Below are 24,279 nucleotides of genomic sequence, written 5' to 3'. Positions count from 1 at the left end.
GGCCGCGGGGGCTGGGGGCCGTGGGCGCGGGCGGCGCCGCCGGCCGGCGCCGCCCCCCCCCCCCCCCCCGGCCCGCGGGCCCCCGGGGGGGGGCGGGGGCCCCCCCCCCCCCCCCCCGCTGTGTCGTAACAGTCCTACCGGTGCGCCGACACGTAGCAGATCCCGTCCGGCGTCGTCGCCGAGGATCATCGCGCGGACACCCGCCCGGATCGCGTCCGGCCGCGAGAGCCGCACGCCCGGCCGACAGACCAGCACCGCCCGAGTCCGCCTCGCGTCGCGTCAGGTCGGTCTTGTTGTCCGCGGGCAACTTGCTCCGCACCTGCCGGACGTACGAGGTGACGGTGGACTTGCTCAGGCTCATCCGCCCACCGACCTGCTCGTTGCTCGGGCCCTTCGTCACCCGGTGCGGCAACTCGACCTCACGAGGCGCAGCGTGTCCGCCGTGATGATCGTGGCCTGGCCGGGAAACCGCCGGGTGGAGACGATGATGCCGATGATCTCATCGAGGTCGTTGCGGACCGGCCGTCCGGTGAACGACCAATCGATGCCGTCGAGGCTGGCCTGGATCGTGGCGGGGCGTTCGCCGTTCATCGACGTGAACTGCTCGACGAGCGCGGGCGTCCAGATGTGACGGCCGGCCGCCATGACCGGTACCTCGACCGAGTCGCCGACCCGGACCAGGGCGCTGTACCCGAGCCGCGGCGCCGGCACCGGCAGCGGCGCGCTCACCCGGACGACGAGCAGCTGATCGCTGCTGGGGTCTGGGCTGGCCTGGCCGGCGACCGTGAGGGTGCCGGCAACCGACACCGTGACCGGACCGCCGGTGGGAAGCCACTCGCGACTGGTCACCACGTGGTCGCTGTCCAGCAGCAGCCCGCCGACCATCACGGTTCCGCTGGGGGTCGATGAGGACACCGTGACGGCTGGCGCGAAATCGCTGGCGCGGCTGCGCTGCGGGTCGGCGGCACGAAGCTCGGCCACCGCAGCACGGTACGCGGTCAGGTCTCGGACCTCGGCCAGGGCGTGCCGGCGGCGTTCCTGGTCGGCCGGCTCCACCACGTCGAATCTCTGGGCGGCGGTGAGAGCGCCACGGTAGTCGCCATTGGCATAGCGCTCGCGGAACAGTTGCACCGGTTCCTGGGCGACGTCGACCTGGGTCAGGAGAACGAACCACGTGGTCAGCCGCTCCTTGAGAGACGTCATATGGGTGGCCGCCGATCGCAGCGCCCGCTCGCGCCGTTTCAGCTCGGCCACCTCGGCGTCCAGGTTGGGTCCGGGCATCCGGTCAGCCGCGCGGCGGCCGTGCGCGCGAGCCTCCGCCAGGCGATCCGACGCGGTCCGGACCGACGAGGCGGTCTCCACGGCAGCGATGCGTACGTCCCGGAGCGCGCGAGCCGTTTCGGCGTCGAGTCGTGCGTCGGCGGCCAGATCGAGGCTGTCCAGTCGCCGTTGCAGCTCGGTCCGGAGCTGATCGACGTTGAGGCCGTCGGTGTCGATCAGCAGGTCGACCAGTCGCCGGTGCGCCTCCCGCAGCGCGTTCGTCTGCTCCTGTTGCCGGGCGCTCAAATCGAGTCGCTTGCGCATCCGCTCGGTGTCGCCGGGTGACAGCAGGGTCGTGTCGGTGATGCGGATGCCCTGCTGTCTCCCGGTGTCGATGTTTGTGGCGGTCACGGTCAGCACGCAGCTCTGGTCGATCTCGAAGGCGACTTCGATCTGGGGTCGCCCACGTGGAGCCGGCGGGATGCCGTCGAGGTGGAACTGCCCGATCAGGAAGTCTCGATGCAACTGCCCGTTATAGACCTCTACCCGGACGCTCTGCTGCCGGTCGTGGTGCGTGGTGAAAATGTTGGTGCGCTTGAGCGGGATGGTCGTGTTGGCCGTGACGAGTTCGGTGTACTGGTGCTGGTCTCCGGCATCGGTGGTCTTGATTCCCAGGGAGAACGGCGTCACGTCCAGCAGTAGCGTGTCCGTGAGCATGCCGGCGAGAACGGCGGCCTGCAGCGCCGCGCCCTGCGCGACCGCGGTGCGCGGCTCGGCGACCGGGGTCGGGCGCAGTCCACCGAATGCGTCCTGGATGCGGGCCCGCACCAGGGGCGAATGCGCCGGACCGCCGATCAACACGAGGTGGTCGACCTTCTCCGTGGGCCGGGCCCGAGCGCAGACCTGCCGCAGGTGCTGCAGTAACTCAGAGATGACTGACTCCATCTCGTGCACGGTCAACCGCACTGTGACATCGTGGCCATTGAACGCGTACAGGGTGAGGTCCGCCTCGGTGCGCGTGGAAAGCTGCTTCTTGAGGTCCTCGGCAGCCACCTCAAGCCGGTGCCGGGCCTCGGGCGTCGCCGGTACGGTCTCGCCGGCCCGCCGAAGTTGCGTGGCCAGCGCCGCGGCGATCTTCACGTCGAAGTCGCGGCTGCCCAGCCGGGTCTCGCCCGACAGGCTCCGTACGTCGTAGAACCGGTCCTCCACCTCGAGCAGGCTGATGTCGAGGGTGCCCGCACCGAAGTCCACGATCACGACGCGGCCGTCGAGCTGACGCCGCTCGAAAGTGGCCGCGATGCAGGCGGCCGTGGGCTCGTGGATGAGCTGGACCAGCTCGACACCAGCGATGACGCACGCGTCGCGCGTGGCATTCTTCGCCATCATCGGGTAATAGGCCGGAATTGTCACAAGGACCTTCGACCGTTCGACCCGGACCGGATGCTCCCGTAGCGCGATGTCGAGCCATTCCTCCTCGACGCCGCCCAGGGCGTTCCGGGCGTAGGTGGCGAGTTGCTCGCGTACCTGACCGGCCAGCATCGTCTCGACGATCATCCGGCCGTGTCGGACCAGGCGGGCGGCGACCTCCTCGGGCCGATAGCTCTCCGAGGGGCCGACGGCGTACTGCTTCGCCGTACCCATGTCGCGTTTGGTGTTGCTGAGAATCGCCTTCAACCTGTTGACGGTCAGCTCGTCGCCCCGCAGGCCGATCAGCTCGCGCCCCTCGTGATCGATGCAGAGCGTGGACGGGAATCCGGCGTCGTGGCGCCACCGGCACAGTACGGGTATGCCGCGGTCGCTGTCGTAGATCGCCACCATGCAGGTGCTGGTGCCCAGATCGAGCCCCCAGGTCGGGGCGAATCGCCTGTTGACCGCTTCTACCGCCTCGGCCGTCCACGCCTGTGCCCGTTCCTCGAATGCCACCCGGTTGCGGTCGGTGACCCGCCGGATGGCCTCGTCGACCTCGTACCGCAGGGCGACGCTGACGTTTCCCTCGCTGCGGAGCTGCCACAGTTCCCGCAGCGCGGCGGCGTTGCCGCCGCGCTGGGTGAGCGCCTTCAGGCAGAACCGCACCAACCCGTCGACGCCGAGCTCGCGCATCGCCGCGACGAACGACGGCTCCTCAATCGCGCGGTCCTGATGCACCTCCAGGAGGCAGGAAACGGCCTGCTTGTAGTCCTTCGCGGTGAGGTAGTTCTCGGCAGCGGCTGGCCAGTTTCCGGCCCGGCGGTAGTCCTCCGCCGCGGCGAAGTGGTCACCACCGGCGGCACGCGCCTCGGCACGCTGGTTCAGGCTCTCCCGGCTGTCGTCGTTACGCAGGACGCGCACCGCCTCGCCGTACATCCCGGCCCGCTGGAAGAGGCGGTTCGCACTGAGAAGATGCCCGCCGTCCTCCGCCCGGCAGGCGGCCGCGGTGAAGTTGCCGGCGGTCTCCTCGAACCGGTACCAGTCGCGGTAGACGCCAGGCCGCTCCAGCTCGGCGGTCCGGCGTACCCGATCACCGAAGCTCTGCCTGGCCTCGACCAACAGCGCCTCGCGGACCCCGGCCACCTCGTTGCGCGCCTCGCCCAGGTGCTCGACGTCGGCCAGTCGCTGCCCCAACAACTCGACCAGCTCGGCCGCAGCGCCGTACTCGTGGCGATCGGCCCGCGCCTGGACGCCGGCGAGGCAGGGCCGCACCAGCACCGCCAGCATCTCGTCCGCGTCGGCCGGACAGGCCCGTAGCGCGGCCACATACCGGTCCAGGGCGTCGTCGCGACGGTCGTCCATCTCCAGCAACTGGCCAGCGTGCCTCTGCAGGCGGCAGAGCCCAGCACCATCGGGGAACCGTTTCGCCACGGCGACACCCGCATCGACGACCTCGATGTCCGTGCTCGTCAGGCAGCCGGCGACGACCGCTTCACCCTGAGCCGGAGTTCTCGCCAGGAGCGCCGCCTTGCCCAGGCTGCCGCGGAACATCGCAATCTCGAACGAACCGAACTCGCGCTCCGGGGGCAACCGGTCGAAGAACATCTGCCACCACGTGGAATGGCAGCGCAACTCGCGGGCGACATCGTCGTCCGGCAACCGATCAAGCACATCGGCGAGACCGCTACCGGCCTTTCTCTCGAGCGTGTCGTCACCGAGTCGACCGGCCAGCTCGACGAGACTCACCAGGACGCCGACGTCGGAACGGACCAGGTCGTGCAGGCGCCGGGCACGTGTCCCGAATGCCCGCCGCAGGTCGTCGTCGAGCGGTCGAAGACGCTCGTCCGTCGCCCAGCCGCGGGCGGCTGCGGGGTCGTGCCGTAGGGCCAGGAGCAGCGCCCTCCTGAACTGTTTAGCCTGTTTGGCGCGGGACCTGTCCGACGCCGACACGGCAACCTGCTGTCCGGAACTCGACTGGTCGGGCACACGGTGCAACGCCCTCGCAGCCCGCCGGAGCCGGCGCGGGCCGCCGACAAGCCAGTCCAGGAAGGCGTCGGTGAACGATTGGTTCGCGGCACGAAAGACCGAGTTGTCGTGACGAGCCTGCACCCGGTCCACGACCGTCAGGATCACCGCCAGAGTGAATGCGCCCACGCTGGACGCCTCGTCGAAGGTGCCGAGGACATCGCCCCCGATCGCCACGACACCGAGGACGACGGACAGCGGCAGCGCGACGATGATCACGAGTCGTCGCCCTGAAGTCTGTGCCATCCGGACATCATCGCGAAAAGCAACCGAGTCGTCACTCGACCAACCGGTCGCGGCGAGGCCACCACCATGCGAGCGTGGCTGATATTGCCCAGGTCCGCAGGCCGTACCCACGGCTCGTCGCCGCGGCGATCCTGGTGGTGCCCGGCGCGGCCGCAGCGAACCTGGCCAGGTCCGCGACGGCCGCCCCGGCCACCGGCACGGCGCGCGGCGCGGCCCCGGAGCTGTCGGCCGTGCGCACGCTGCGGGCGGACGTGCTGCCGACCCTCAGCGGGACGCCCGAGTCGTACCGGCTCGCCGTGCGCGGCACCGAACTGGCCGTCCAGGGCGGCGACGTCGCGGGCGTGGCAGCCGGGATGTACCGACTGGCCGACCGGATCCGCTCCGGTGCCGAGGCGCTCCTCGCGGCGGACGCGGGTCGGGTGGCCGGTGCAGGACTGGCTCGGCCGAAGGGACATCTCGGTCAGGGGTTGATCAGTTTCCAGTCTCCTTCGGAGAAGACCTCAACGGTGCCATCGACCACCGTGATGGCGGTGTTGTCATCGATGGCGCAAGTTGGGACCGGGACTCCGGACGCCCATGCCTACGGCGCAGGTTCCAGTACGACGACGGGGATCTGGCGGGTGGTCTTCCGCTCGTAGTCGGCGAAGCCTGGATGCGCGGCCTTCTGCGCGTTCCAGATCCGTTCCCGCTCGTCCCCGGTGGCAACCCTGGCGACCACGTCGACCTTGTCCGTACCGATCTCCGCTTGGGCCTGCGGGTGCGCGAGCAGGTTGTGGTACCAGTCGGGATTGGTAGGCGCACCGCCCTTGGACGCGAACACGGCGTAGCCGCCGTCCACCTTCTGGTACATCATCGGGCTCACGCGGTGCTGGCCGCTCTTGGCGCCGACGGTGTGCAACAGCAGCAGCGACGCGCCAGCGAACTGACCGCCGACCTGTCCACCGTTGGCGCGAAACTCAGCGATGATCTTCTCGTTCCAGTCGCTCACACCTTCTCCTTGCCTCCGTACACCGGCTCGGTCGACGCAATTCTGACAGGCTCAACCGGGTCGCGACACTGCCAGCGAACACCAGTGAACCCGGCGACCACAGTGCGTAGTGCTCGGTTCGCGGCAGGCGCGGACGTCGAAGGGTGCGACGGGAGGCGGCCCCAGAGCTGTTATGCGTTGTCGTGCTGGCGCGACACCGCTTCTACCAAACTGTCGTTCAGGTCAAGATGGGCGGGATAACTGCCGAAGCTCCGGAGGTTGAACTTGCGTACCGCCGCCGCCCACGGGTTGTGCGTGGCGGTGTGGACCAGGTGCTCGAAATGGGACAGGTACGTCTCGCCGCGCTGGGCACGCTCGGCGAGGATGTAGGGCTCCAGGACACGCCAGGCTTGCCGGGAGCGGTAGCTGACCGTACCCACGAGGAGCCGCGGATCGACCGCCGCGAAGGCGAGCATCTGGCCCAGACCGTTGTAGTACAGGGACAGCCGGACCACCTGGTGGCGGGCCTCGGGCGGCAGGTCACTGACGCTGACACCGGGTGACGGGTGGCGGAGGGCAAGCTCATTGAGGACGAAGTCCTCGGCGTGCAGAAACTCGTCGCTGGATCGGTCTCGGGTTAGCAGTTCGATAGCGACGAGGGTCTGGTTGGCGGTCTGCGCCGAGCGCAGCTGGCGCAGCGCGAATACGACAGTCACGACAACCGCGATCGCCGAGCCACCCGCCGCGACGACATCCGCCAGGTCAGATATCACAAGCCCCGAGGATAGTAGGCCGAGGCGAGCGCCCCTCTTTCCGCGCGCCCCTGCTGGCCCCGACGGGGAGTCGGGGCCGGCAAGGCGTCGGTCATCGCGCAGGTGAGGGCATACGCCGAGGTCAGCCCCTGATTCGGTACGCGCGGATGATGGTCTGGCGCACCGTGTTGCCGCTCTGGTCAACCGCGTAGGCGCGTAGCGCGGCGTAACCAGCGCCGGCCGGATGGCGTACGTCGGCGAGCCAGCCAGCACCGGACTCGCGGACCGATGCGGGCTGCCAGGTCTGGCCGTCGTCGTACGACACCTCGACGGTCAGCGACCGCACCGGCGCTGGCGTCGCACCGGCCTGCCGCTGCACGGTGACCGGGATGCGAAGTCCGCTGCCGGCCGGCGCCGCATTGTCGCCGTCGAGCGCGGGTGCGAAGCGCACCGCCATGACCGGCAGGCGGGTGAGCTGCTCCGAGGTTGTGGAGCGGAACGTCCACTCGGCCTGCACGCGGGTGGAGAGTTCAGCGTCCCGGGTCGCGGTGACGCTGTATCGGTAGTTCGCCGCCGCCGCGGGCACCTCGTAGTCGTAGTCGTCGACCAGGGGCACGAGTTGCCCGTCGTGGAACAGTTGTCGCGTGTAGGACGTGGTGTCGGCGACGCCGGCGTGCCGAATATCCCGGTCGGAGAAGAGCGGAACGGCGGCGAAGATCCGATTTCCCCGTCGGGTGACCCAGTAACCGTCGGAAAAGACAGTGATGGCGGACGGGGGTGCCGGGAAGCCCGGGCCCAGCGGGCCCGCCTGCCATGATTCGGTCTGCCGGCCGGCCGGATAGGCGGTGGGTGCCGACATCTGTTCGGCCTCCCCCATCCTGACCTGGGCCGACCATCGGGTGTCGTCCGCTCGGGAGTAGTGCTCGGTGCGCGTGGCCGGCAGGGGGACAAGACCGCCGAAGGACAGTGTTTCGGTGTAGTCCGGACGCGACGCGGTGACCACCTTCTCACCGGTCGTGCCCGACGCGCTTGCGGGATACGTCGCGGTTACCTGCGCCAGATCCGCGGGCCGCACCTCCTTGCGGATCCCGGACGGCACCTGTCCGGACGGGAACCAGGCCAGGTGGTAGCGGTGCGACCCGGACCCGGACTGCCCGTCGGGACCGGGCTCGGTGAAGACCGCCTGGATACGTCCCCGCATCACGTTCCCGGCGAGCGCGGGACCAAGCTGTGCGGCGAACAGCGGTGCCGTGCCGTCGAACGAGAACACCGACGCGGAGTTCAGACCACCGTCCGGTAGGTGGCGGTAGTACCCGACAACCGATCCGTTGGGCGTTGCCGCCGGTCGGGGCACGGTCACCGTGCTGGACCTGGCGAGCCGGGCGTCCAGCACGACCGTGGTGTCCGCCGTCAGTTCGAGCTGCGGCTGGGTGAGCAGGGAGACGAGACGATCATCGCCGCGTTCCTCCGAGAGAATGCTGGTGAGGTGGTAATTGCCGGCCCTCAGCCGGATGCTGGCTGTCCCGTCCGGCTCGTAGGGCACAACGGTGCCGGACGCGGAGAGACCATCCAGGGAGGTGAAGTAGCTGTCGGTCAGGCTGCCCGTCCGGTCCAGGTGCGTGAGCTTCAGGTCATAGCTCTCCGGTTCCCGGTCGATGGTCACCGGGATCCGCACCACACCAGCGGGGCCGCTGGCGACCACCCGCCCCTCGTACACCCCTTCCGAGCCCGAGATGGCGGTTCTGGCGGTGACGGTCGCCGACGCCGAAGCACCGGCCGCGACCGTGAGCTGCGCTGGCTCGATGCGGAACATGCCCTCCGGCGCGTGGGCGCCGTCCGGCCCGGTCACGGAGACCGTCAGCGACAGTGTTGCCGCCGTGGCGCCGTCATTGCGGAAGGCGATGGTACGGCTGGCTGCCCGGTCGTCCCGGTGGGGCCATTTCGCGATGCCGAGATCCACCGCTGGTGGTTCGGCCCGCAATGTCGAGCCCGACGCCGCCGCCGCATCGACGCGTCCCGCGCCCTGCTCGGTCAGCCGCAACGTCGCAGCGGGCCTGGCCGTGGCCAGCAGGGTCGCCTTCAGGTCCGCGGCCCGAAAGGTCGGGTGCTGTTGGGCGAGCAACGCGGCGGAACCGGCGACGTGCGGCGTCGCCATCGAGGTTCCCGACATCCGGGTGTACGACTCGTCAACCGGGTCGTCCGCCGCAAAGTTGCGCGCCCGGGCGGCGACGATGTCCACGCCCGGTGCGGTGATCTCCGGTTTGATCGCACCACCGGCCAGCCGGGGGCCACGGCTGGAAAATTCGGCGAGTTTGTCGGCGCCATCCACCGCACCCACGGCCAACGCGGAGTCGGCGCTGGCCGGAGAACTGACGCTTCGGGCTTGGGGCCCGCTGTTGCCGGCGGCCACGACGAAGAGCGTGCCCGTACGGGCGGTCAGTGTCTCCACCGCCTCCTTCAGCGGGTCCAACTCGGTGGTGTCGGCACCGCCGAGGCTGAGGTTCACCACCGCCGCGCCGTTGCCGGCGGCCCATTCCATTCCGGCAAGAATCGAGGAGTCGGGGCACCCATCGTCGGTGCAGACCTTGCCGACCAGCAACGTCGCGCCAGGTGCCACGCCCCGGTACCGGCCACCGGAGGCGGCACCCGAACCGGCGATGGTCGAGGCGACATGGGTGCCGTGCCCCAAGTGATCATCGGCGTCCGGGTCGTCGGTGAAGTTGCGTACCTGCGCCAGTCGGCCGGCGAAGTCCGGGTGCGTGGCGTCGATGCCCGTGTCGAGCACGGCGACGGTGACACCCCGGCCGGTTCGGCCCGCCCGCCACACCGCTGGTGCACCGATCTGCGGGACACTGCGGTCCAGGCTGGTCTGACGCTGCCCGTCCAACCAGACCCGTTCCACGCCAGGGCTCGCGGTTCTGCCGGAAACCTGCGCGTCGAGCGACCTCCAGAACTCTCCGGCCCGCTTCTTGGGGACCCGGACCGCCTGAGCCCCTATCCCCGGCAGGTCACGTACCACCGCGTACCCGGAAGGGCGCTGCGTGGCCGCGGTCTGGTCCGTCGCGCGCACCAGCAGCGGCAGCTCCGGCTGTGTGGCGTCGTCGTACCGCGATGCCAGCAACTCGGTGATGTCGAACAGGCGGCGGTCGACTCGACGCGCACCGATCATGGACAGCGCGTCGGCCGGAACGACGTAATCGTGGCCACCAATCCGGTGCTGTGCGAAAACCATCCGTTCGCGACCGGGGCCGGGCTGCACCTCGTACGTGCCGGACCGAACCCGCACCCGGTCGCCCGAAACCAGAGTCACCGTACGCGGCGAATCCGCCGCGTCGACTCTGGTGCTCCCGGGGACCGCCGCACCGTTGGACTCGGCGGCCCCCGCCTGCCCCACCCCCGCGACGGCAAGCGTCACACCGAGCGTCGCCGCCCATATTCCTCGCACTCGTTTCCCCATCGTCAACCAGCGCCCTCCGTGAGGTGTCCGTCCGTCGGTAAGTCGAGATCGGACGATCGGCACGCTGCCTGGATTCGGAATGAAATCGATCACGTGGAGGAGCCGGTGCGAGGAGCTGGCACCCTATCGCGTGCGGGCACGGCTCACTGGCTGGCGATGATCGAGCTAATACTCCAGCCGCCGCTGGGGATCCAGGCCAGGGCCGGTGGACGCAGGGGCGGCCACCGCGTGATCGGAGCCGCGCCGTGGGCTACGGCCGGGTGCTCTGTCAGGTAGGACGCGTTCGTAGCAGACCGAGTTGTCGGAGCCCACATACGCGCCGAACAGCGGGATCTCGCGGTAGCCCTCGCGCTCGTAGAAGCGCATCGCGTCCGGCTGACCCGAGCCGGTCTCCAGCCGGATGGTCGTCCAACCGCGCTCCTGTGCGGCCCCCTCCAGCCTCCGGAGCAGGTCGGTGGCCACCCCCGAGCCGCGGCTCTCCGGCACCACGTACATCCGCTTCACCTCGACGGTGACCGGGTCGAGGCGGCGCAGCGCGGCGCAGCCGAGCGGTTGGCCGGTGGCTTCGTCGACCGCGACCAGGAACAGGTCGATGTTCTCGGCCGTCGGCGGAGAGCCGGGCTCATGGTCGTCGGTACCGTAGCGGAGGTCGAGTTCGGCTCTCTGCGCCACACGTAATGCCTCGCCCACCGGGTCGGTCCACGGCCGCTGCGTGATGATCCAGGTCATGCCGCTCCTCACAAGGCTCGGTAACAAGCGTTACGGTAACATTCGTTACGACCACGGAGAGGTGAGAGTCGTGTCACTGCCTGCAGATCGAGCGGCCCAGGGCGAGGCGCTGTCGCGCGCGGTCTGGGACGTGCTCGCGCAGCAGGGCCTGGAAAAGCTGACAGTGCGCGCGGTCGCCGCGGCCGCCGGCTGCACGACGGGCCTGGTTATGCACCGCTTCCCGAACCGTCGAGCGTTGCTGCTGCACGCCCGGCAACTGCTGCACGACACCACCAGGCAGCGGGTTGAGGCACTTGAGGCCGCGGCCACCTCGCCGCGGGCAGCGCTGCGCGCGGTCCTCCGCCAGGGCATGGCGACCGATCCGGAGACGACCAACTGGAGCATCGTCTGGTTGGGCTTCCTGGCTGCGGCGGTGGCGGACGCCGAACTGATCGGCATGCACCGCCGCAACAACCGAGCCTGGCGGCAGCGGGTCGAGCGGCTGGTCGCCGCGGCTGCCCCGGACTGGCCGGTCGACCAGGTCGGCACGGTCGCCCTGGGGCTGATCGCAATGACCGAGGGCGTCGCGGCTCTCGCCGCCGCGGATCCCGCTGCCTACCCGGCGGATCAGCAGGAACGCATGCTCGACGCCGCCCTGGTGGCCTACGGCCTGGGCTGCTAACCCTCCGCGACCAGAGCGGAAGTTCGAGGTTGAGACAGCGAGGCCGGCCAGGGGCCAGGGTGGTGAACCGGTGCCAGGAGTCCCAGCGGCGGACCTGGTGCTGGTCCAGACCGACCTGGCTCTTCGCGGCCTGGAAGCTCTCCTCAACGGTCCATCGGATGCCCGCGACGCGAACGAGTTGAGCGAGGGTGGCCCGGCGTGGGCTCAGCAGCGGTAGAAGGCCAACTCACCGGTCGTGGTGTTGCGGCGGATCAGCAGGCTGTGGTGGCCGCCATCGTCGAAGTCGGCGTCGGTGGCGACATCGTCTGGCCAAGCCCAGTCGTAGCAGCAAGGCCCGTTGCCCTGGCGGATCTCACACTCTTGGGCCGGCACTGCACTCCGAGGACCAGGGGGCACAGCAGCCCCAGCTTGTCGTGCCGCACCAACACCGTCACCGTTCACGGCCCGTCTTACCGCTGGACGTCACCGGCGATCAGCCACCCGTTCACCGCAGATCAGCCATTTCGCGGTGGTTCAGCGCTGGTCGGTCCTGCCCACGATTGCGTTGTGCGGCGAGCAGCGCGGCCGCCACGATGATCTGTACCGCCAGGACAAGCGCCTGGGCCGCGGGTGCCTTGATGGTGAGCAGCGCGATGGTGGTGTTCACGCCGAAGTGGACCGCGACCGATGCCGCGACTCCGGCGAGTTCGTAGGCGTAGCCGGTGAGCAGTGCCATCGGGAAGACGCTGAGCGTGAACAACAGACCACTCCAGCTGACCAGGCCGAACTCGGACTGAAGCGTCCCGTTGATGAAGAACAGCGGCAGGTGCCACACCGCCCAGGCGGCGCCCAGCAGCAGACCGGCGCGCAGGCGGCTCATCGACGCGCGCAGGCGTGGGTAGGCCGTACCACGCCAACCCGGCTCCTCGGCCAAGGGACCGCCGATCAGCATGCTGATCAGGAACGGTACGGTTCCGCCCGCCGTCGCGATCAACTCACGCCCTTCGGTCAGGCTCGTCGCGGGACCGCCCAGGAACTCCGCGAGCAGCGCGGCCGCCAGCACGGTCCCCGATGCCAGGGCCAGCATGGGCAGCGCCCAGAACAGCCGTGGGCGCAGCCGAAGTCGCACCGTATGGGCGGGGATCGGTTGACGACGGCGATAGCGCCGTATCCGGACGGCGATCGCGCCGATCGCCGGGCCGAATCCACCGAGAAGGTACGGAACGACGGTGGGGGACGTCATCGCCGGTCCATCGAGTGTGATCGCGAAAATCCAGAAGGCGAAAGTCCAAGCAAACGTGACGATCCAGAAGCTGGTGAGGCCGTCATGGTGGCGAGCAGAGGTTGCAGTGGTCACGCCATTTCCCTTCGCGGGGTTCGGAACAGGGGATGTTGGGGGTGGCTCTGTGTGGGGGTGAGCCCGGTTACCCGGCACGAACCGTGTCGGGCGTCCCGTGTAGTCGGTGGGCGAGCCAGCCGGCCACCTGCGCGAGCAGGTCGGGGTCGACCGGCTGGCGGAGCAGCCGCCGGTAGGAGCGCACCGACGGACGGCCGAGGTCACGACGCAGCACATGGGTGAGGTCGGGAATCCGGTGGACCGTGATGTCGCCGGGCACCAGCCGGCGGATCTCCTCCAGGTCCGCCGGGTCGACCTGGATGTCCTTGCCGCCAGTGATGGCCAGGACGGGAGCCTTGATGTTCGCCAGGTCGGAGCGCGGGTCGTGGTCGAGCAGCTCCCGCAGCCACCGGGCGTTGGTTGGTCTCCCGAGGATGCGCACCACGTCCGTGCTGGTCGTCTTGATGCGGGCGAGTTGCCGGTTGGCCAGGGAGCGCAGGATCGGTAGCAGCGGTCGTACGGGAGCGGGGAGGTCGCGGGCGATCATTGCGGCCTGCCAGCGCAGGGCTTCCTCCCCCGGGCGGGCGAACCCGGCCAGCAGCACCACCGCCGCCACCTCCGGGCGTGCCCCGAGGGACATGGCGTGAACGGCACCCTCGCTGTGCCCGAGCACGCCAACGGCGTCCGCCCGGATATCGGGTCGCCCAGCGAGGGCGCGTAGCGCGGCGGCGGCGTCGTGCCGACCGGCGGCGAATCCGGTCGCGCGCCAATCGCCGCCCGTGGCACCGACACCCCGCCGGTCGTAACGCAACGTGGCGATCCCGACGCCTGCCAGCCTTTTGGCCAGTGGTGGTCCGAGCTCCATCCGGAGGCGCGCGGTGTTGGAATCGCGATCCAGTCGCCCGGAGCCGTGCAGGAGCAGGACGGCCGGGTGCGGTCCCGGGCCGGCGGGCAGGGTCAGCGTGCCGACCAGGGAAAGCCCGTCGTCTGCGCTAGCCGTCATGTCGACATCCCGCATACGCCACCTCCGATTATTCTCAGCGCCCGCGAACATTATCAGAACCGGGAACATTATCGTATGTGGGAAGATGGGGCTATGGCAACCGCAGACCTTCTCCTGCACCCCGTCCGGATGCGCATCCTGCAGACGCTGTTCGACACCGACCCGCTGACCACCACACAGCTCCGCGACCGCCTACCCGACATCCCCCCAGCGACGATGTACCGGCACATCGCCGTGTTGGCCGAGGCGGGCGTGCTGGAGGTGGTCGACGAGCGGCGCGTACGCGGCACGGTGGAGCGCAGCTACCGAGTACGCCAAGACCAGGGCACGATCAGCCCCGCCGCCCGGGCCGCGATGACCCGCGACGATCACCGACGCGCCTACACCACGTTCGCGGCGTCACTGCTGGGCGACTTCGACCGCTACCTCGCCCACGAACACGCCGATCCCCACCGCGACGGCGTGGTCTACCGACAGGCCGCCGTCTGGCTCACCGACGAAGAGTTCGCCACGATGGTCGCCGAGATCGAACACGCCGTGGTCAGTCGGACCGGCAACACCCGCGACGGCCGGACCCGCCGCGTCGTCAGCCTCGTCGTCGTACCGGACACGCCATCGACGCCGCCTGGACCGGCCACAGCCACCCGGCCCCCGACCGAGTAGGACGGCATCGCTCGGCCAGGCCGAATCACCCGCCCAACAGGCTGCGGCAAAGACTGGGGACCAGCCGGTCGCGGTTCTTGGCGGGGTACGGGGTCACGGCCATCCGCCACAGGCCGCGCGAGCGCGCCGGCCCCGGCAACGCCACGACTCGCCTGTGTTGCCGGTGGTAGCCCGAGCAGCACAGTTCTTCCGGGCCGCCCGCTCAGACAAGGTGAGCTGCCCTGCGCCTGCCGGCTGCTTGCCAGCAAGGCGACGGCACCTCCGGCGGCACGGTCGACGTCGTCGCGATCGCCGATGCGGGCGAATGCCGCGCCAACCCGTCGATGACCACACGGATACGGTGTGGACTTTGTTCGTGTGCCTCTCATCGCGTGGCTGGCCCCGATGCGGCACGTGCTGCGGATCAGGACTGGGACGCCGCAGTGAGCTTCGCGATGCTGGGGGCGTAGACGGTCATCCAGTGCGGATGTAGCCGGTAGTAGACCACGTCGTTTTCCCAGTCGAAGAAGTCGTCGTCGTAGAAGTCCTTGAGGTACGCGAGCAGGTCGGGCCAGTCCGCGGCCGGCTCGCCGTCCCGGGGGTTGAGGATCTCCACCTTGCCGTGCGTGAACACGCCCAGGTCCTCACCGCGCATATGCGCGGCGCTGACGGCGGACCGCGCCGCGAGATGGCGCGCCTTGGCGGCGTTGCGCGCGGTGCCAAAGTGCCACTTCCCGTGCAGGAAGTGCCCGTCCACACCGCTGATCCGTGGCTCGCCCTTCGCCGTCACGGTGGACAGGGCGAGGGTGCGCATGCCGGTGAGGACCTGGGTGAGCTGCTCCGCGGTCAGCGTGCTCTCAGCCTTGATGATCGAGCGAAGGTGCGAGGTGGAGCGGGAGAGGGAGCCGTCAAGGAGGGACTGAAGCTCTTGGAGATCTTCCGAAGTTTCGCGCATGGAGGCCCTTATCTATCCCATATGTATCCGTGGTGCCCAGTCCGCGCCATCGATGCCGACCGGTGAAGCCATACTCGACCCGAATCCTGACACCTTGTGTCAGGATTCTTGCTCCGTGCTCCACGTCGTTACCCGCCGCCGCCTCCAGACGGTCAACTTCGGCGGCGCCACGGTCATCGTCCGCGGCGTGCGCACGGCCGCAGACCTTCGCTACGAATACCCGGGTGGTGCCGTGCGGGGCGGGAGGCTCAGGACAAGAAGTCGTGCAGGGCTGCGGTCAAGTCGTCGGGGTTCTCCTCGGCGACGTGGTGGCCCGACTCAATCGAGTGCCCGCGTAGATCGGGAGCCCACGGGTGCCAGACGGCCAGCGGGTCGCCATACAGGTCTTCCATGTCGTCCCGGGTCGACCACAGCACGAGAGTGGGGCAGCGGACAGTACGACCGTCACGCCGGTCGGCTTCCTCGTGCGCTCGGTCAACGCCGAGGCCGGCCCGGTAGTCCTCCAGCATGGCCCGAACGGTGGCCGCATCGTGGATGGCTCGCCGAAACTCCTGGTAATTCGCGGCTCCCATGATCTCGGGCCGGGCCTTACTGGCGTACCAAGCATCGGGGTCGGCGGCGATGGCTCGCTCTGGCTTGTCCGGCTGAGCGAAGAAGAACCAGTGATACCAGTCATGGGCGAACTTCGCATCGCACCGGGCAAGAGCCTCACTGATGGGCACACCGTCGATGACCACTAGCTGACCGACCGCGTCGGGATGATCAAGCGCCAGGCGCAACGCCACGTACGACCCACGGTCATGTCCGACCGTCGCGAACCTCGGGTGATCCAGTTTCTCCATCAGCTGGACCAGGTCCCCCGCAACCACCCGCTTGGACTGCTGCGAGTGATCCGCGAGGATCTTCGCCTTGCCGGACTGCCCATAGCCGCGCATGTCGGGACAGACGACGCTGAACCCGCGACCAACCAGCTGCGGCGCGACGCGATGCCACGTCGACCCCGTCCGCGGATGTCCGTGGATGAGGAGGACCGGAGGTCCGTGCCCCGCATGCCGGACCCGGAGCTCCACCTCCCCGACATCGACCCGCTCGTCCTCGAAACCGTCGAACATACGCGGAAAGTATCCAGGCCCCCGCCAGGAGAAACATCTACCCATTGGCATGTGCCGACGTCGCACTACCGCCCCCGCCGGGGTGCCAACGCTGACGCCTTCGGATTCGCCGGACGACCTGGAGCAGTACGTCGACGCGGCGGACCCAATCGATCGCACCTGAGGGGCCACGACGACAGCACGGCACCGGACAGGCGGTGACCAGTGCGAAGGTTGACCTCTTCGATCTTCCCTGGGAGCCCACGCCGGACCGCTCGCCCGCATCGCCGCAGGTCAACGCCCGCCGCCCTGTCCAGCATCGGTGAGCACCTCGGGGCGCTGACCACTTCGCCGACCTGCACCCGATCTGCTCCCAGATGCAAGGTCAGGCCAACCAACGGCTCCTTACCGCTATGGCCTGCGCGTTCAGGGCACCCTGTTGCTCCCCGCCTGCTCCCCCGGTCCCCGGCTCGTAACTGGGCTGCGGCGGTAGTTCGGCGGTGGGTAGTCCCGCGGTCGTTCCTCGTCAGAACGCGGATGCTGGCCTGAGGTAGGCCATCGAAGCTGCCACTTCCCCGCGGCTTCGGCCATGGCTGACGGCCGGGCCCACCGGAATGGGAAGCAGGAACAACCGGTGAGGTATGCGAACTCCCCTACCGGGCTTGGACGCACTAACCTCGGAGGCCGGCCTGCCCAACCGTGCGGCGCCGGTACCGCACGTCACTGACCCAGGGATGGCAGCACCGTTCGAGCCGGGCCAGGCTCCGGGGAGCCCGCTCGTCGTGAGCGGGCTCCCGTAACGGCTCAAACCAGGGGCCAACAGTTCAGCTGCAGTCGCGCGGATCGCGACATGAGGACGGCCGGAGTCGCGGCGCCGAGGCTCCAGCGTGGTGCTGGGGCCTCGGCGCCCTTTGCCTTGCTCGACATAGCGGGGGACGCTACCGCCTGCGGGTGTTCGACCGCTGGAGCGAGCTCGGTCGATCAGGCCTGCAGGCGTATGCGGCGGCGCCGTGCGACGAGCACCAGCGCGATGCCGACCGCGACGGCGACCGCAGCCGCGCCGACGAACAGCATGGTGTTGTCGCCGGTGACCGGCAGGCCCGGGCCGGCGCTCGACGACGCCGACGGTGACGGCATCGGCGTCGAATCCGGCGTCGTCGTTGAAGTCGGCGTCGTCGTCGGCGTCGTCGTCGAGGTCGGTGTCGTCGTCGGCGTTGAAGTCGGCGTCGTCGTCGAAGTCGGTGTCGCGCTCGGCGAGTTCACGGCGACCTTCTTCGCCGCCACGAAGACGCGCGGCTCGTCGCTGTCGTCGCGGCGCACCTGCGCCAGAGTGCGGTCGTCCTCACCGTTCTCGCCGGCCAGGATCTTCCAGCCCGCCGGGGCGGTGAAGATCAGCAGGACGTCGCCGGCGGGGAGGCGGGCGAAACGGAACAGGCCCTTGGCGTCCGTGCTGGCCTCGGCGTACTTCGTCTTGCCGTCGGCACTGGTGGCGACGACCTTGACACCCGGGACGCCAGGCGTCCGGGGCGTCCACTCGGCGCCAGAGGACTCACCCTGGAAGACGTAGCCGCCGAGATCGTCGAAGACGCCCGCCACCAGCAGCCGCACGCTGGTGACGTTGTCGGCGTCGTTGGCCTCGCCGTTGTCGGCGGCAAGCGAGAAGGCAACGAATCCGTAGCCGGACTGCCACGCCACGTGGTTGGTCTTGCCGGTGATCTGAACGGTCTTGGTGGCGCCGGCGGCGAGGTCGAAGCCGGTCGACAGCTCACCGTAGGCGACACCGTCGACGCCCTCGCTGTCGCCGCCGGTGTAGTGCACGCGCTTGGCGTCGACGGAGCTCTTGTTCTTCACCGTGACCGTGATGGTGAAGGTCTCGCCCTCGGCGTAGTTGGCCTTGTCGGCGGCGGAGGTCACCGCGATATCCGGCTTGGGGTCGGCGGCCAGGGCGGCCGTTGCCGGAAGGACGGCCACGAGCACGCCCACGAGGGCGGTGGCGGCAAGTTTGCGCATGGAGGTCTCCGTAATGGGGGACGGGAATCAGCGCGATGCTAGCGGCCGGGCGAACCGCTCCGCTGTCCCAAGATCAAAGATGTGATCGGAAAGGTATCGGGCCCGCCAGCGCGAGGAGGTCACCAATCGTGTCGCCAAGCTCGTGGCACGCGGACTGAGCAACGACGAGATCGGCGCGAAACTCCACATCTCACCGGGCACCATCAAGACCCACGGTCGGTAGCGTCACGCGCGTCCGCATAGCCGCATGGGCATGGAAGTCTGGCCTGGTGTCGCGTGCCTGACCGACCGGCAACCTTCCAGAGAGGGACCTACCGGCTCCAAATCTGTGGCCACCGCCGCTCACCGCGAGACGGCCGATGCTGCGGTTGAGACGCGACCGAACGCCTCGGTCGGATTGCCACGGCTCGCCGCGGTCGCGGTTCACGTCTGGGGGTTCGGCGGTTGGATGTCTGCTAGAAGACCCCACTCGAAGCGGGTCCGAAGGCGGTCATCCAGGGTGTACAGCTGGCGCGGGGAGCGGTCGGAGCTGATGACGATCCGCTTGTCGGCGTGGTGCAGGGCGTCGAAGGTGTGGAGGAACTCCTCCTGTGCCCGGTCGCTATTTTCCAAAAACTGGATGTCGTCGATCAGTAGGACGTCGGCGTGGCGGTGGCGGCGTTGGAAGTCACGCGTCTTGTTGTGTCGCAGGGACTTGATGATGTTGGTGAGTTGTTGGGACGAAACGTACTGGATGAACTGTGCGTTGCGGAGGATGGTGGCGTGCTGCCCGATGGCGTGCAACAGGTGGGTTTTGCCCAGCCCCGAGCCGCCGTAGATGAACAGCGGGTTGTACGCGGTCACCGATGCTTCGGCGACGGCGACCGCCGCCGCGTGAGCGAATCGGTTGGACGGGCTGACGACAAACGTGTCGAAGGTGTGCTCGGGGTCGCGCCAGTCCTCTTCCATGGGGGCACGCTAGGCCCGGCCCCGCGCGCCACGCAACGCGCGTCGAAGGCCGGCCGCGGTACGCCGAACCCGTGGCGGTGCGCCGTAAAGACGCAGAACCCCGGTGAAGGTACGGCCTGGTGGTGACGGACCAAATTGCGAGCCAGGAGGTCACACGTCGGCTTCGAGAGCGAAGGTGTTGCCGTCTGGGTCCTGGAACCACGCGATACGTCCACCTCCGGCCCGCGCGGTGATCCCCTTGGCGTCGTGCTCAAGCTGCTCGTAGCGAACGAACTCGACGCCGGACGAGGAGAGCTCCTCGACAATCTGGTCGATGTCGTCGACGTACCACGTCGCCAGCGTCGCCGGGGTCTTCCCGGCAGTGACCGACTGGTACACGTTCAACGCCGGCCCGCCACCGGAGCCATAGACACGGCTGCCGTCGGCAATGGTGGCGCTGGGGCCGGACTGCAACGCCCGCAGGCCCAGCGCGCCTTCGTAGAAGGCCACCGCCTTCTGAATGTCGGACACGGCGACCGAGGTTCTGAGGTGGTACGCGCTCAAGGGCATGAACCACTCTGGCAGATACCCCACGAATCGTGGCGCCGAACCTGATCGTCGTGCGGTGGCCGCCCGCTCGAGGCGGGGAACGTTCGTGACAGCGGGCTGGCGCAATGTCTCGTCCGCTCGCGAATTCCGATAGAGACGCTGCAAAGAAGTCAGGACCAGCACGCGGGCCATAAGATCCGCTTCTATGGTCCGCACCACGCCTCCGCGTCCCCTGGACATCACCGAACTCTTCCCCGAACTGCGGGAACATTCCATCACCGCTACCCGCCTCCATCCCCGACCCGGCGCTCCGACCGTTGCGGACAGCTCGGTCGGCGGACCACTGCTGTGGCCGGCCGCCGAGGTGTGGCCGGTCTGCGACGACGCCGGGGCGCACGAGCCATACAACCTGACCACCCCGGCCGCTCTGCACCGCGGGCGGGAGATCCTCGCGACCGCATATGCCCGGGAGTCGCTACCGGGCGGGGATTTCCTGACCGCGGACGAGCGGGCCGAGCTCGATGCGGCCGACGCTCTGGACCTGGACGACCTGATCGAGGATCCCATCCCGTTGGTCCCGGTCGCGCAGCTGTACCGACACGATATCCCGGATTACGCCGGCCCGGACGGCACCGACCTGCTCCAGGTGCTGTGGTGCCCCGTGGACCACTCGGACCGGCACTACAGCCCACGCGTCTTCCTCTACTGGCGCGACAGCTCCGCCGTCGGCGGGCTGCTCGAAGCGCCTCCCGAGCCGCCGGTGATCAGCGACATGTACCTGCCGGTTCCGTGCGTGGTACACCCCGAGCAGGTCCGCGAGTACCAATACGCCGATCTGCTCCCCGATGACCTACACGAGCGGCTCGACGCGTGGGATAACGACCAAGACGAGAGCCGTCCCCACTATCAGAGCGACTTGTCGCTGGCGCCGGGATGGAAGGTCGGTGGGTACGCGAACTGGTCGCTGACCGATCCGTACCCGATGGATTGTGCTGCCTGCGGCACCGCGATGACCTTGATTTTCACCGTGGGCTCGGGCGACTGGAACGGCATGCATTGCAGCTGGCGCCCGTCCGAGGAGAACGCGACCGACTCTCCAGACACCGTTGGCGTACAGATCGGGCGTGGCTACTCGCTGTACATCTTCCGCTGCCCCGAATCATTCGATCACCCCCCGGCCACCGCGATGCAGTAACGCGGCATCCCTGCATGGCCTGCCGGCCTCCGATACGCAACTCAACTCGGCACGAGCGGACATCGGGTGTGCCGGTCAAGCAGCATCACGCTGTGTGACCCACACGCGGCCCATCGCCGCGTACGTGACCCTGTGCCTGGCGAGGACCGGCCGTCGCTACCGGGCGTTCGGACACTGGTCCGGGCGTCCATTGCTGTGTCGTTCCGGCGAAGTGCCATCGTCTGGTGAGTTCAGCCGTCGTTGAAGCGCGGCAAGGGTTGACTCGGCCGCGTCGCGCGGTCGAGCGAGTCCGGCGACGAGCGCCCCCCAACAGGTGTGGACCCATATTCGGTGGCGAGAAGCGGCATGAGCGGTCCCTGGCTCGAAAATTAGTTGGAGGTCAAGCCGGCGATGCCGGATACGACCGAACGGACCGGCTGCTGGTGGTGCCGCTGTCGGATCGGCTTCGCCGGTCAGGCCCTCGGGACCGGGGCCTGAAACGTGCGTCGGTACTGCTGCGGCGTCACCCTCAGCGCCGCTTGCATGTGTTGTCGCAGCAGGGTGGCGCTGCCGAAGCCCGCCTCGGTGGCGATCCGTTCCACCGGCAGGTCGGTGTTCTCCAGCAGGGTCCGGGCGCGGTCGATGCGCCGGGCAATCAGCCACTGCATCGGTGTCACGCCCATCTCGGCGACGAAGCGTCGGCTGAAGGTCCGCTTCGTCATGGTGGCGTGCCCGGCCAGGTCGGCCAGGGAAAGCGGCTCGTCCAGCCGGGCCAGCGCCCACGCCCGGGTCGGGCCGATTCCCGCCGACGACGCGGGCAGAGTCGGATGGGCGATGAACTGGGCTTGGCCGCCGTCTCGCCAAGGGGCCACGACGCAGCGGCGGGCGGCATCGTTGGCGATCGACGCGCCGTGGTCGGTGCGCACGATGTGCAGAAACAGGTCGATACCGGCTGCCGCTCCCGCCGAGGTCAGGACACGGCCGGCATCGACGAACAACACATCCGGGCGCACCTCGACGGCTGGGAACAGCGCGGCGAACCGGTCGCTCAGCGCCCAATGGGTGGTCGCGGCGAGCCCGTCGAGAAGGCCGGCTGCGGCAAGGGCGAACGCCGATGTACAGGTGCTCACCACGCGGGTGGCCGGATCCAGGGTCTGCAGCAGTTCGGCGACCCGGGGGTCGAGCTTGCCGACGGTGAGCATGGCGGTGGACGGCTCCTGGGTGGCGACCACGACCGTGTCGGCCTGGGCGAGCGCGCGGTGGTCGTGCTGCACCTGGATTGTGAATCCGGCATTGGTGTGGACCTGCGTGCCGTCGAGGGAGCAGGTGACGATGTCGTAGAGCGGTCGGCCAGCCGCGTCATGCGCCTCGCTGAGCACCCGGGCCGGGATGCCCAGATCGAAGGGGATGACGCCGTCCAGGGCGAGCACGGCAACGCGATGGGGCATGGCACGAATCTTACGCACAATGTCTTTAGAGACATTGTTGAACGGCGGCCGCGGCATGAAGACTGGGATCATGAGCGAGAACGACACCATGAACGCGGTCCGTCAGCACACCTTCGGCGGCCCCGAGGTCCTGTCCGTCGAACGCGTCGAGCGTCCCGCACCCCTGCCTACGGAGGTGTTGGTCCGCGTGCATGCCGCCGGCATCAACCCGGTCGACTGGAAGACCCGCGGTGGCACCGGCATGGCTGGGGTGCTCGGCGCGCCGCCGTTCGTCCTGGGCTGGGACGTCGCGGGTGTGGTCGAGGAGGTCGGCTTCGGCGTCACCACCCTGGCCCCGGGCGACCGGGTCTACGGGATGCCCTGGTTCCCGCGGGCCGGCGGTGGTTACGCCGAGTACGTCACTGCGCCGTCGCGCCAGTTCGCCCGGATGCCCGCCGGCCACACGTTCGAGCAGGCGGCCGCGGTGCCCTTGGCCGGGCTGACCGCGTGGCAGGCGCTGGTGGACACCGCCGGCGTGCGGCCGGGGCAGCGGGTGTTGATCACTGCTGCGGCCGGTGGGGTGGGGCACCTCGCGGTGCAGTTCGCCAAGCACCTGGGCGCGTACGTGATCGCGGTGGCCGGCCCGCGCAACCAACAGTGGCTCGCCGAACTGGGTGCCGACGAGGTCGTCGACTACACCACCGGCCGCTTCGAGAAGGAGGTCAGGGACGTCGACGTGGTGCTCGACCTGGTCGGTGACGCGTACGACGCCACCAGCACCCGGTCGGTCGAGACGCTACGCCCGGGCGGGCTGTTGGTGGCCGTGCCGGCCGGGGTCTCGCCGGAGCTGGCCACGACCGCGGCCGCCGCCGGAGTCCGCGTCACCGGCTTCCTGGTCGAGCCGGACGGTCCGGCGTTGGCGCGGATCGCCGCGCTGATCGAGGAGGGCACCGTCACCGTCGAGGTCGCCAAGGTCCTTCCGCTGGCCGAGGTCGCGACCGCCCACCGCGAAGGCGAGCAGGGTCACACCCGGGGAAAGATCGTGCTCCGCGTCGCCGACGACCGGGCCTAGGTGTGCTGTCCACGGAGGTTGGTCGAGGTTGTGTGACGACACGATCTGATGTCGTAGGTAGGTGAAGGCCTCCGGTTGTGGAGTGGAGCTGTCTAGGAACCGCTCCGGCAACCAGGAGGCCTTCATGCTCCACCGTAATGCTGCTCTGACCCCACGCGCACGTCTGCGCCTGGCGCGGCTGGTCGTCGACGAGGGCTGGCCGGTCTCCCAGGCGGCACGGCGTTATGACGTCTCCTGGCGCACCGCGAAACGCTGGACAGATCGCTACCGTGAGCAGGGCGCTGACGGTATGCGGGACGCTCGTCACGCCCACTGCACAGCCCGACACGCACACCGCAGCCCGTGGTCGCTCACCGCGGTCTGTCGCAGCTCGTCCCGATCGGAGTGCTGTTCGCCGCCGCGCTGTACGACGCGAGCTCGGCATCCGGGCCTGCGGCGAACGCGCCGATGTCATCCTCATTGCCTGGAACGTCCTGACCCGCACCGCGCTGCTGCCCCCGCCCGCGACCCGCGGTCGTGCAGCCATCGTCGTCCCACAGGTCGTGAATTGAACAGCCGAGGATAGAGACGCTTCGTACACTGCTTGCCCCGCAGTCGGCTGGCCTGCGGT

General features: G+C 69.1%; 20 protein-coding genes and 3 pseudogenes. 8 read left to right on the top strand and 15 right to left on the bottom strand.

What is annotated here, in order from left to right; translation table 11 throughout:
* On the bottom strand, positions 1-400 hold a 400-nt coding region (locus ACGFIW_RS04030; RefSeq protein WP_393311246.1), incomplete at its 3' end, for a LuxR C-terminal-related transcriptional regulator.
* Positions 397-4,938 carry an Hsp70 family protein gene (locus ACGFIW_RS04025; RefSeq protein WP_393310807.1) on the bottom strand — a complete coding sequence of 1,514 codons (4,542 nt, stop codon included), beginning with the start codon at positions 4,936-4,938 and terminating at the stop codon, positions 397-399. The genes ACGFIW_RS04030 and ACGFIW_RS04025, both read right to left, overlap by 4 nt.
* 74 nt (positions 4,939-5,012) lie before the next feature.
* Between ACGFIW_RS04025 and ACGFIW_RS04020 the strand changes: the two genes are divergently transcribed.
* Positions 5,013-5,576 carry a hypothetical protein gene (locus ACGFIW_RS04020; RefSeq protein WP_393310806.1) on the top strand — a complete coding sequence of 188 codons (564 nt, stop codon included), beginning with the start codon at positions 5,013-5,015 and terminating at the stop codon, positions 5,574-5,576.
* Here ACGFIW_RS04020 and ACGFIW_RS04015 read toward each other — a convergent pair.
* The 4 genes and pseudogenes from ACGFIW_RS04015 to ACGFIW_RS04000 form a co-directional block, all read right to left on the bottom strand.
* Positions 5,519-5,926 (bottom strand): nitroreductase family deazaflavin-dependent oxidoreductase, encoded by a 408-nt coding sequence (locus ACGFIW_RS04015; RefSeq protein ID WP_393310805.1) that lies wholly within the window; start codon positions 5,924-5,926, stop codon positions 5,519-5,521. The genes ACGFIW_RS04020 and ACGFIW_RS04015 overlap by 58 nt on opposite strands.
* A gap of 170 nt (positions 5,927-6,096) precedes the next feature.
* The gene (locus ACGFIW_RS04010) at positions 6,097-6,678 is read right to left on the bottom strand and encodes a hypothetical protein (protein ID WP_393310804.1); all 582 of its coding nucleotides are present in this window, start codon (positions 6,676-6,678) and stop codon (positions 6,097-6,099) included.
* A 121-nt stretch (positions 6,679-6,799) separates the two neighbouring features.
* On the bottom strand, positions 6,800-10,102 hold the full coding sequence (locus ACGFIW_RS04005; RefSeq protein WP_393310803.1) for a S8 family serine peptidase: 3,303 nt from the start codon (positions 10,100-10,102) through the stop codon (positions 6,800-6,802).
* 285 nt (positions 10,103-10,387) lie between these two features.
* Positions 10,388-10,843 (bottom strand): annotated as a pseudogene (locus ACGFIW_RS04000) (GNAT family N-acetyltransferase); the annotation flags it as partial.
* 70 nt (positions 10,844-10,913) lie between these two features.
* Between ACGFIW_RS04000 and ACGFIW_RS03995 the strand changes: the two are divergent.
* Together ACGFIW_RS03995 and ACGFIW_RS03990 are read left to right on the top strand one after the other, a co-directional pair.
* On the top strand, positions 10,914-11,504 hold the full coding sequence (locus tag ACGFIW_RS03995) for a TetR/AcrR family transcriptional regulator (RefSeq protein ID WP_393310802.1): 591 nt from the start codon (positions 10,914-10,916) through the stop codon (positions 11,502-11,504).
* Between the two features lie 70 nt (positions 11,505-11,574).
* On the top strand, positions 11,575-11,721 hold the full coding sequence (locus ACGFIW_RS03990; protein WP_393310801.1) for a hypothetical protein: 147 nt from the start codon (positions 11,575-11,577) through the stop codon (positions 11,719-11,721).
* Here ACGFIW_RS03990 and ACGFIW_RS03985 read toward each other — a convergent pair.
* From ACGFIW_RS03985 to ACGFIW_RS03975, 3 genes are all read right to left on the bottom strand, one after another.
* Positions 11,709-11,876, bottom strand: coding sequence for a hypothetical protein (locus ACGFIW_RS03985; RefSeq protein WP_393310800.1), 168 nt, complete (start codon positions 11,874-11,876; stop codon positions 11,709-11,711). The genes ACGFIW_RS03990 and ACGFIW_RS03985 overlap by 13 nt on opposite strands.
* Positions 11,877-11,988: 112 nt before the next feature.
* On the bottom strand, positions 11,989-12,840 hold the full coding sequence (locus tag ACGFIW_RS03980; RefSeq protein ID WP_393310799.1) for a CPBP family intramembrane glutamic endopeptidase: 852 nt from the start codon (positions 12,838-12,840) through the stop codon (positions 11,989-11,991).
* Between the two features lie 67 nt (positions 12,841-12,907).
* Entirely contained in the window at positions 12,908-13,822 is a 915-nt protein-coding gene (locus ACGFIW_RS03975) for an alpha/beta hydrolase (protein WP_393310798.1), read from the bottom strand.
* A gap of 93 nt (positions 13,823-13,915) precedes the next feature.
* Here ACGFIW_RS03975 and ACGFIW_RS03970 point away from each other — a divergent pair, with 93 nt between their 5' ends.
* Positions 13,916-14,485, top strand: coding sequence for a helix-turn-helix domain-containing protein (locus ACGFIW_RS03970; protein ID WP_393310797.1), 570 nt, complete (start codon positions 13,916-13,918; stop codon positions 14,483-14,485).
* Between the two features lie 403 nt (positions 14,486-14,888).
* On the opposite strand, the gene ACGFIW_RS03965 is transcribed toward ACGFIW_RS03970, so the two are convergent.
* From ACGFIW_RS03965 to ACGFIW_RS03955, 3 genes are all read right to left on the bottom strand, one after another.
* Positions 14,889-15,419, bottom strand: a complete 531-nt coding sequence (locus ACGFIW_RS03965) for a pyridoxamine 5'-phosphate oxidase family protein (RefSeq protein ID WP_393310796.1) — start codon at positions 15,417-15,419, stop codon at positions 14,889-14,891.
* Between the two features lie 248 nt (positions 15,420-15,667).
* On the bottom strand, positions 15,668-16,531 hold the full coding sequence (locus ACGFIW_RS03960; RefSeq protein WP_393310795.1) for an alpha/beta fold hydrolase: 864 nt from the start codon (positions 16,529-16,531) through the stop codon (positions 15,668-15,670).
* 960 nt (positions 16,532-17,491) lie between these two features.
* On the bottom strand, positions 17,492-18,520 hold the full coding sequence (locus ACGFIW_RS03955) for an SdrD B-like domain-containing protein (RefSeq protein ID WP_393310794.1): 1,029 nt from the start codon (positions 18,518-18,520) through the stop codon (positions 17,492-17,494).
* 142 nt (positions 18,521-18,662) lie between these two features.
* Between ACGFIW_RS03955 and ACGFIW_RS03950 the strand changes: the two genes are divergently transcribed.
* Positions 18,663-18,743, top strand: coding sequence for a LuxR C-terminal-related transcriptional regulator (locus ACGFIW_RS03950; RefSeq protein WP_393311244.1), 81 nt, complete (start codon positions 18,663-18,665; stop codon positions 18,741-18,743).
* 203 nt (positions 18,744-18,946) lie between these two features.
* On the opposite strand, the pseudogene ACGFIW_RS03945 reads toward ACGFIW_RS03950, so the two are convergent.
* A pseudogene (locus tag ACGFIW_RS03945) lies at positions 18,947-19,438 on the bottom strand (DnaA ATPase domain-containing protein); the annotation flags it as partial.
* A gap of 180 nt (positions 19,439-19,618) precedes the next feature.
* Positions 19,619-20,188 carry a VOC family protein gene (locus ACGFIW_RS03940; protein ID WP_393310793.1) on the bottom strand — a complete coding sequence of 190 codons (570 nt, stop codon included), beginning with the start codon at positions 20,186-20,188 and terminating at the stop codon, positions 19,619-19,621.
* Between the two features lie 13 nt (positions 20,189-20,201).
* Between ACGFIW_RS03940 and ACGFIW_RS03935 the strand changes: the two genes are divergently transcribed.
* Positions 20,202-21,191 (top strand): hypothetical protein, encoded by a 990-nt coding sequence (locus tag ACGFIW_RS03935; RefSeq protein WP_393310792.1) that lies wholly within the window; start codon positions 20,202-20,204, stop codon positions 21,189-21,191.
* Positions 21,192-21,643: 452 nt separating this feature from the next.
* Here ACGFIW_RS03935 and ACGFIW_RS03930 read toward each other — a convergent pair whose 3' ends face one another.
* Positions 21,644-22,708, bottom strand: coding sequence for a GlxA family transcriptional regulator (locus tag ACGFIW_RS03930; protein ID WP_393310791.1), 1,065 nt, complete (start codon positions 22,706-22,708; stop codon positions 21,644-21,646).
* Between ACGFIW_RS03930 and ACGFIW_RS03925 the strand changes: the two genes are divergently transcribed.
* Positions 22,689-23,669, top strand: a complete 981-nt coding sequence (locus ACGFIW_RS03925) for an NADP-dependent oxidoreductase (protein WP_393310790.1) — start codon at positions 22,689-22,691, stop codon at positions 23,667-23,669. The genes ACGFIW_RS03930 and ACGFIW_RS03925 overlap by 20 nt on opposite strands.
* 124 nt (positions 23,670-23,793) lie before the next feature.
* A pseudogene (locus ACGFIW_RS03920) lies at positions 23,794-24,014 on the top strand (helix-turn-helix domain-containing protein); the annotation flags it as partial.
* Positions 24,015-24,279: the final 265 nt, after the last annotated feature.

It is taken from the genome of Micromonospora sp. NPDC048935 (genome assembly GCF_043197875.1).
Classification (GTDB): domain Bacteria; phylum Actinomycetota; class Actinomycetes; order Mycobacteriales; family Micromonosporaceae; genus Micromonospora.
Note: the sequence above shows the minus strand (reverse complement) of the source record. Positions and strands in the feature narration are given on the sequence as shown.